This is a genomic window from Amycolatopsis sp. SID8362 (genome assembly GCF_010550475.1).
Taxonomy (GTDB): Bacteria; Actinomycetota; Actinomycetes; order Mycobacteriales; family Pseudonocardiaceae; genus Amycolatopsis; species Amycolatopsis eburnea.
On the sequence record NZ_JAAGNB010001371.1, the window covers coordinates 1 to 6194 of the forward strand.

At 71.8% G+C, this 6194-nt stretch carries 5 protein-coding genes and 1 pseudogene; 4 read left to right on the top strand and 2 right to left on the bottom strand.

Annotated elements, in window-relative coordinates:
• Positions 1-366, top strand: a pseudogene (locus tag G3I65_RS42205) (alpha/beta hydrolase); the annotation flags it as partial.
• Here the strand turns inward: G3I65_RS42205 and G3I65_RS42210 are convergent.
• Complete coding sequence (locus G3I65_RS42210) at positions 332-1303, bottom strand: LysR family transcriptional regulator (RefSeq protein WP_160701058.1); 972 nt, start codon at positions 1301-1303, stop codon at positions 332-334. The pseudogene G3I65_RS42205 and the gene G3I65_RS42210 overlap by 35 nt on opposite strands.
• Positions 1304-1308: 5 nt before the next feature.
• Positions 1309-1749 (bottom strand): PaaI family thioesterase, encoded by a 441-nt coding sequence (locus G3I65_RS42215; protein WP_125312315.1) that lies wholly within the window; start codon positions 1747-1749, stop codon positions 1309-1311.
• A 62-nt stretch (positions 1750-1811) separates the two neighbouring features.
• Between G3I65_RS42215 and polA the strand changes: the two genes are divergently transcribed.
• From polA to G3I65_RS42230, 3 genes are all read left to right on the top strand, one after another.
• Positions 1812-4553 carry a DNA polymerase I gene (polA, locus tag G3I65_RS42220; protein ID WP_160701059.1) on the top strand — a complete coding sequence of 914 codons (2742 nt, stop codon included), beginning with the start codon at positions 1812-1814 and terminating at the stop codon, positions 4551-4553.
• Between the two features lie 97 nt (positions 4554-4650).
• Positions 4651-5178: an EF-hand domain-containing protein gene (locus G3I65_RS42225; RefSeq protein ID WP_166641259.1), complete on the top strand. Its 528-nt coding sequence runs from the start codon at positions 4651-4653 to the stop codon at positions 5176-5178.
• Between the two features lie 158 nt (positions 5179-5336).
• Positions 5337-6194, top strand: an 858-nt coding sequence (locus G3I65_RS42230) for a trypsin-like peptidase domain-containing protein (RefSeq protein WP_160701060.1), incomplete at its 3' end; no start/stop codon positions are given.

Consider the following 6194-nt stretch of genomic DNA (forward strand, 5'->3'; position numbering starts at 1 on the left):
GCGCGCGGGGACGTCGCGATCACGGCCGCCGCGGTGGCCAGCCCGGTCGTCCAGCTCGCGCCGATGATCGCCGCCAACGAGCGGCGGTTCGGGGTGACCTACTCGTGGACCGAGCGGTCCCGCGCGGTGGCGGCGCGCTACGACTTCGTGAACCGGGCCGGCGAGCTGACCGCGCCGCTGCTGCTCGTCACCGGGGCGGACGACGACGTCGCCGTGCGCGAGCCGGCCGCCGCCCTGCACGAGAAGCTGGGCGCCGAGCTCGTGACGGTCGAGGGCATGGCGCACGACTTCCCGCCCGGGACGCCGGGAGCGGCCCGCGTCGACGCCGCGTTCACCGAGTGGTTCGGGCGGAAGCTGCGAGGCTGACGTCGTCGTCGGGCACCCAGGCGTGCGCCGGGTCGTAGGCGCACCAGTCCTCTTCGCGGCTGGTGCGCCCGGCCAGCGCCGTCAGCCGCTTCAGCGCCGGGTGCGCCTTCCCGCGCCGCCACACCAGCGACCACGGGAACAGCGGGGCCGGCTCGAACGGCAGCACCTTCAGGTTCAGGTCGGGCGCGAGCTCCATGTCCGCGCCGGCGAGCGTGACGCGCCGCTTGCCGTAGCGCGTCTGCTCCAGGGTGTGCCGCAGGTCGTAGCTGACGCCGGAGTCGTCGATCGGCACGCCGAAGCGGGTGCACAGCTCGTTCAGGTAGGACAGCCATTCGGCCGGGCCGCTGAGGCCGGGCAGCCAGATCCCGTCGGCGCGCAGGTCGGCCAGCGGGAGGACCTCCTGCACGGCGAGCGGGTGTTCGGGGGCGAGCAGCGCGACCAGCGGTTCGAGCCGGACGACCCGGTGCTCCAGCTCGTCCGGCAGCGGCCGGCCGAAGCCGTTGACCCGCCCGAAGGCGGCGTCGAGCTCGCCGGACAGCAGCTTCTCGACGGCGTTGGCGAACCCGCCGCCGGCGACCTTGTCCACCCGCAGCGCCGGCTCCCGCTCGGCGAGCCGGCGCAGCAGGAACATCGGGGACAGGCGGTAGTCGAGCAGGTCGAGGCGCAGCGGCCGGTCTTCGGCGCCCATGGCGGCCACCGCCGCGTCGGCCACCCGCACCAGCTCGCGCGCGTGCGGGAGGAACCGCTCGCCTTCGGCGGTCAGCTCGACCGACCGGTTGGTGCGCACGAACAACGGCGTCGCGAGGGCGTCCTCCAGCTTGCGGACGCGCTTCGACAGCGCCTGCTGGGTGAGGAACAGCGCCTGGGCGGCCCGCCCGAAGTGGCGCTGCTCGGCGGTCTCCACGAACGCCCGCACCTGGGCGAGGTCGAGGTCCACGGGGCTCAGGCGCCCGGCGGGCGGTCCCGGACCACGCAGGTGAGCCGCGCGGTGCAGGTGCGGCGGCCCTCGTCGTCGGTCAGCACGATCTCGGCGGTGATGGTGCCGCGGCCGACGTGCAGCGGCGTCGCGACGCCGGTCACGGTGCCCGCGCGCACGGCCCGGTGGTGCGTGCAGGACAGCTCGAGCCCCATCGCCGCGCGGTCCGGGCCCGCGTTGAGCGCCGCGACCGTCGAGCCCAGCGCCTCGGCGAGCACCGCGTTCGCGCCGCCGTGCAGCAGGCCGTACGGCTGGAGGTTGCCCTCGACCGGGATCGTGCCGACCACGCGTTCGGCCGTCGCTTCGAGCAGCTTCATCCCGATCTTGTCGTTCAGCTGCTGGTCCGCCGCCGCCGGGTCGATGCCCGACAGCCGCTCCACGTCGATGGGGGCGGCACTGTCCGTCACACAAAGCTCCTGTTCCTATGCGACACGTAAGAGTGTCGGACCCTCAGCCTAGACTCGGCCCCGTGAGCCCGAGTGAGAAGACGACCGTTGCCAACGCCACAGGATCGACCAGCGTCGCCGAGCGCCCGAAGCTGCTGCTGATCGACGGCCATTCGATGGCCTACCGCGCGTTCTTCGCGCTGCCCGCGGAGAACTTCAAGACCAAGACCGGCCAGGTCACGAACGCGGTCTTCGGCTTCACCTCGATGCTCATCAACCTGCTGCGCGACGAAGCGCCGACCCACCTGGCGGTGGCGTTCGACCTCTCGCGCAAGACGTTCCGCTCGGAGACGTACGCCGACTACAAGGCGAACCGCAGCTCGACGCCGGACGAGTTCCGCGGCCAGGTCGACCTGGTCAAGGAAGTCCTCGACGTGCTCGGGATCCCGTCGCTGACGAAGGAGAACTTCGAGGCCGACGACATCATCGCCACGCTCACCACGCAGGCGACGGCGGAGGACTTCGACGTCCTGATCTGTACCGGCGACCGCGACGCGCTGCAGCTGGTCACCGAGCAGGTGACGGTGCTGTACCCGAAGCGCGGCGTGTCGGAGATGACCCGGTTCACGCCGGACGCCGTCGAGGAGAAGTACGGGCTCACCCCGCGGCAGTACCCGGACTTCGCGGCGCTGCGCGGCGACCCCTCGGACAACCTGCCGAACATCCCGGGCGTCGGCGAGAAGACCGCGGCCAAGTGGATCAAGCAGTTCGGCTCGCTCGACGACCTGATCGACCGCGTCGACGAGGTCAAGGGCAAGGCGGGGGAGGCGCTGCGTGCGCACCTGAGCTCGGTCCAGCTGAACCGGCAGCTCACCGAGCTGATCCGGGACGTCGAGCTGGAGGTCGCGCCGTCCGGGCTCGAGCTGCGCCCGTGGGACCGCGAAGCCGTGCACGCGCTGTTCGACGAACTGGAGTTCCGCGTGCTGCGGGACAGGCTGTTCGCGACGCTGCAAAGCGCCGAGCCGGAGGCCGACGAGGGCTTCGAGGTCTCGGGTGCCGCGCTCGCGCCCGGCGCGCTGGGCGCGTGGCTGACGGCGCACGCCGGCAAGGGCCAGCCGGTGGCGCTGGCGTTCCGCACGGTGGGCGCGTCGGTCCGCTCCGACCTGCGCGCGGTCGCTTTCGCGGCGGCGGACGGCGAAGGCGCGTACGTCGACGTCACGGCGATGGACCAGGCCGACGACGCCGCGCTCGCCGCGTGGCTCGCCGACCCGGAGATCCGCAAGACCGGCCACGACCTCAAGGTCCCGCTGCACGCGATCCGCGCCCGCGGCTGGTCGCTGGCGGGCTTGGCGATGGACACCGCGCTGGCCGCGTACCTGGTGCGCCCGGGGCAGCGCACGTTCGAGCTGGACGACCTCGCACTGCGCTACCTGCACCGCGAGCTGCGCTCGGAGACCGACGGCGGTGACGGGCAGCTGTCGCTGCTCGACGGCGGCGCGGAAGGCCTGGAGCAGAAGGAGATCCAGGAGGAGCTCGTCAAGGCCCGCGCCATCTTCGAGCTGGCCGGCGCGCTCGAGAAGGAGCTGGAGCAGATCGGCGGCGCGAAGCTGCTCGCCGAGCTGGAGCTGCCGCTGCTGGAGGTGATCACCGAGCTGGAGATCGCCGGGGTCGCCGTCGACCTGGAGCAGCTGACCACGCTCGAAGCGCACTACCTGTCGCGCGTCACGCAGGCCGCCGACGAGGCGTACGCGGTGATCGGCAAGCAGATCAACCTCGGTTCGCCGAAGCAGCTGCAGGTCGTGCTGTTCGACGAGCTGGGCATGCCGAAGACCAAGCGCACCAAGACCGGCTACACGACCGACGCCGAGGCGCTGCAGGGCCTGTTCGAGAAGACGGAACACCCGTTCCTGCAGCACATGCTGGAGCACCGGGACGCGACGAAGCTGCGCACGACGGTCGAAGGGCTGATCAAGTCCGTCGCCGACGACGGCCGCATCCACACCACGCTGCTGCAGACCATCGCGGCCACCGGGCGGCTGTCCTCGACCGAGCCGAACCTGCAGAACATCCCGGTCCGCACCGAGGAAGGCCGCCGCATCCGCGACGCCTTCGTCGTCGGCGAGGGCTTCACCGAGCTGATGACCGCGGACTACAGCCAGATCGAAATGCGGATCATGGCGCACCTCTCGCAGGACGAGGGCCTGATCGAGGCGTTCAACTCGGGCGAGGACCTGCACACGTTCGTCGCGTCGCGGGCGTTCTCGATGCCGCCGGAGGAGATCACGCCGGAGCTGCGCTACCGCGTCAAGGCGATGTCGTACGGCCTCGCGTACGGGCTGTCGGCGTACGGGCTTTCGCAGCAGCTGCGGATCTCCACCGAAGAAGCCAAGGAGCAGATGGAGGCGTACTTCACGCGCTTCGGCGGCATCAGCGACTACCTCCACTCGGTGGTCGGTGTCGCGGCGAAGAACGGGTACACCGAAACGGTCTTCGGCCGCCGCCGCTACCTGCCGGACCTCAACAGCGACAACCGCCAGCGCCGCGAGATGGCCGAGCGGATGGCGCTCAACGCCCCGATCCAGGGCAGCGCGGCGGACATCATCAAGGTCGCGATGCTCAACGTCCACCGCGCGCTGGTCGAGGCGAAGCTGAAGAGCCGGATCCTGCTGCAGGTCCACGACGAACTCGTGCTGGAGGTCGCCGAGGGGGAGCGGGAGCAGCTGGAGGAGCTGGTGCGCCACGGCATGGGCTCGGCGTACGCCCTCGCGGTGCCCCTGGAGGTTTCGGTCGGCTACGGCCGGTCCTGGAACGAAGCGGCGCACTGAGTTCACGCTGTGCCACGGCCCGGATCACCGGGTCGTGGCGCGGCTGCACCCGGGCGGACGTCGTCGGGTGCCGTCCGGCGCGGCGATGCTGTCCGCCATGGCCAGTGACTTCCAGCGACGCAAGATCTCCGTCGTCTTCGGCGCCATGGACGCCGACGATGACGGGTACCTGACCGAGGCCGACTTCCGGGCGCTCACGGCGAGGTGGCTCGACGTGCGCGGCACCGGCAGCGGCACCCCCGAGGGCGGGAAGCTCGCCGCGATCATGATGGGCTGGTGGGCGACCCTGCGCGACGCGTCCGACCGCGACCGCGACGGGAAAGTCTCCCTCGACGAGGTCCTCGGCGTCGTCGACGAGCTCCCGCGGATGCCCGGCGCGGTCACCGGAACGGCATCGGCGATGTTCGAAGCGGTCGACGAAAACGGCGACGGCGCGATCTCGGCGGCGGAGTACGGCCGGATGATCGAGGCGTGGGGCGGCACTCCCGCCGACGACGTGTTCGCCCTCCTCGACACCGACGGCGACGGACGGCTTTCCCACGACGAGTTCACCGGCCACTGGTACGAGTTCTGGGCCGGCGACGACCCCGCCGCGCCCGGCAGCTGGGTGTTCGGACGCGTCTAGCAGCGCACCTTTTTTCGACGCCTCTGACGGAAATACTCACCCGCATACAACACCGTTCGGCGTTCCTACCAACGTGGGACTCCGTTCGGGTGAGCCATTACCGCTGGGTAGGGAGGTCGGCGCCCGGCCGGGAGCGATCACGGCGTAGGGTCCGCCGAATGGGGTTCGAGCGTGAGCGACGACGCTGGCGGGTCCGGCTGCACGACGAACTCGGCCGGGTGTGCGGGGCGGGCACGGTGCTGGACGAGTACCACGTGCTCACGAGCGCGCACGTCGTCGAGACCGCCGGCGGGCCGAAGTCCGCGATGACCGTCGACTTCGTCGGCCTGGCCGAGGCGCTGCCCGGCGCCGCGACCGTCGTGGAGGGCTGCTGGGTGCCTTCCGACGGCGGCGGGCACGGCGATCTGGCCCTGCTGCGCCTGGAGCGCCCCGAATCGCGCGTGTTCCGCGCGCCGCTGCACCGCATGCCGCTCGGCGAGCACCAGCTCGTGCGCGCCTTCGGTTTCCCGCCCGGCTCGGTCGGCCGGTGGACCCACGCCCGGCTCGGCGCCCCGGAACCGACCGGCGGCGAATGGGTCCGGCTGTTCCGCACCACCGAAGCCGAACCGCTCGGTCCCGGCTTCGGTGGCACCGCGGTGCTCGACGAGGCGACCGGCCACGTCGTCGGCGTGGTCGTCGGCAAGGACAGCGGGACGTGGATGGTCCCCGTCGAGACGATGCTCGGGCACCTGCCGCAGCTGAGCATCTGGACGTCCGGCAGCCCGGCCGTCGACGCCAGCTTTTCGCGCCCGGTCGGCGAAGCCGTCGACGTTTCGTTCGTGCGGCAGGTCGCGGACTGGTTCGCGAAGGCCGAGCCCGGCACCGTCTGGGTGGTCGACACCGGCGAGGCGGGCTCGCCCGTCGCGGCGGCCCTGCGGTTCGGCATCGTCCTCGCCGACCGCGAACGCTCGCTCGGCGTGCTGGGCCTGCCGCCCGCGTTCGGGCCGATGCCGCCGGCGGGCAGCGTCGACCTCGCC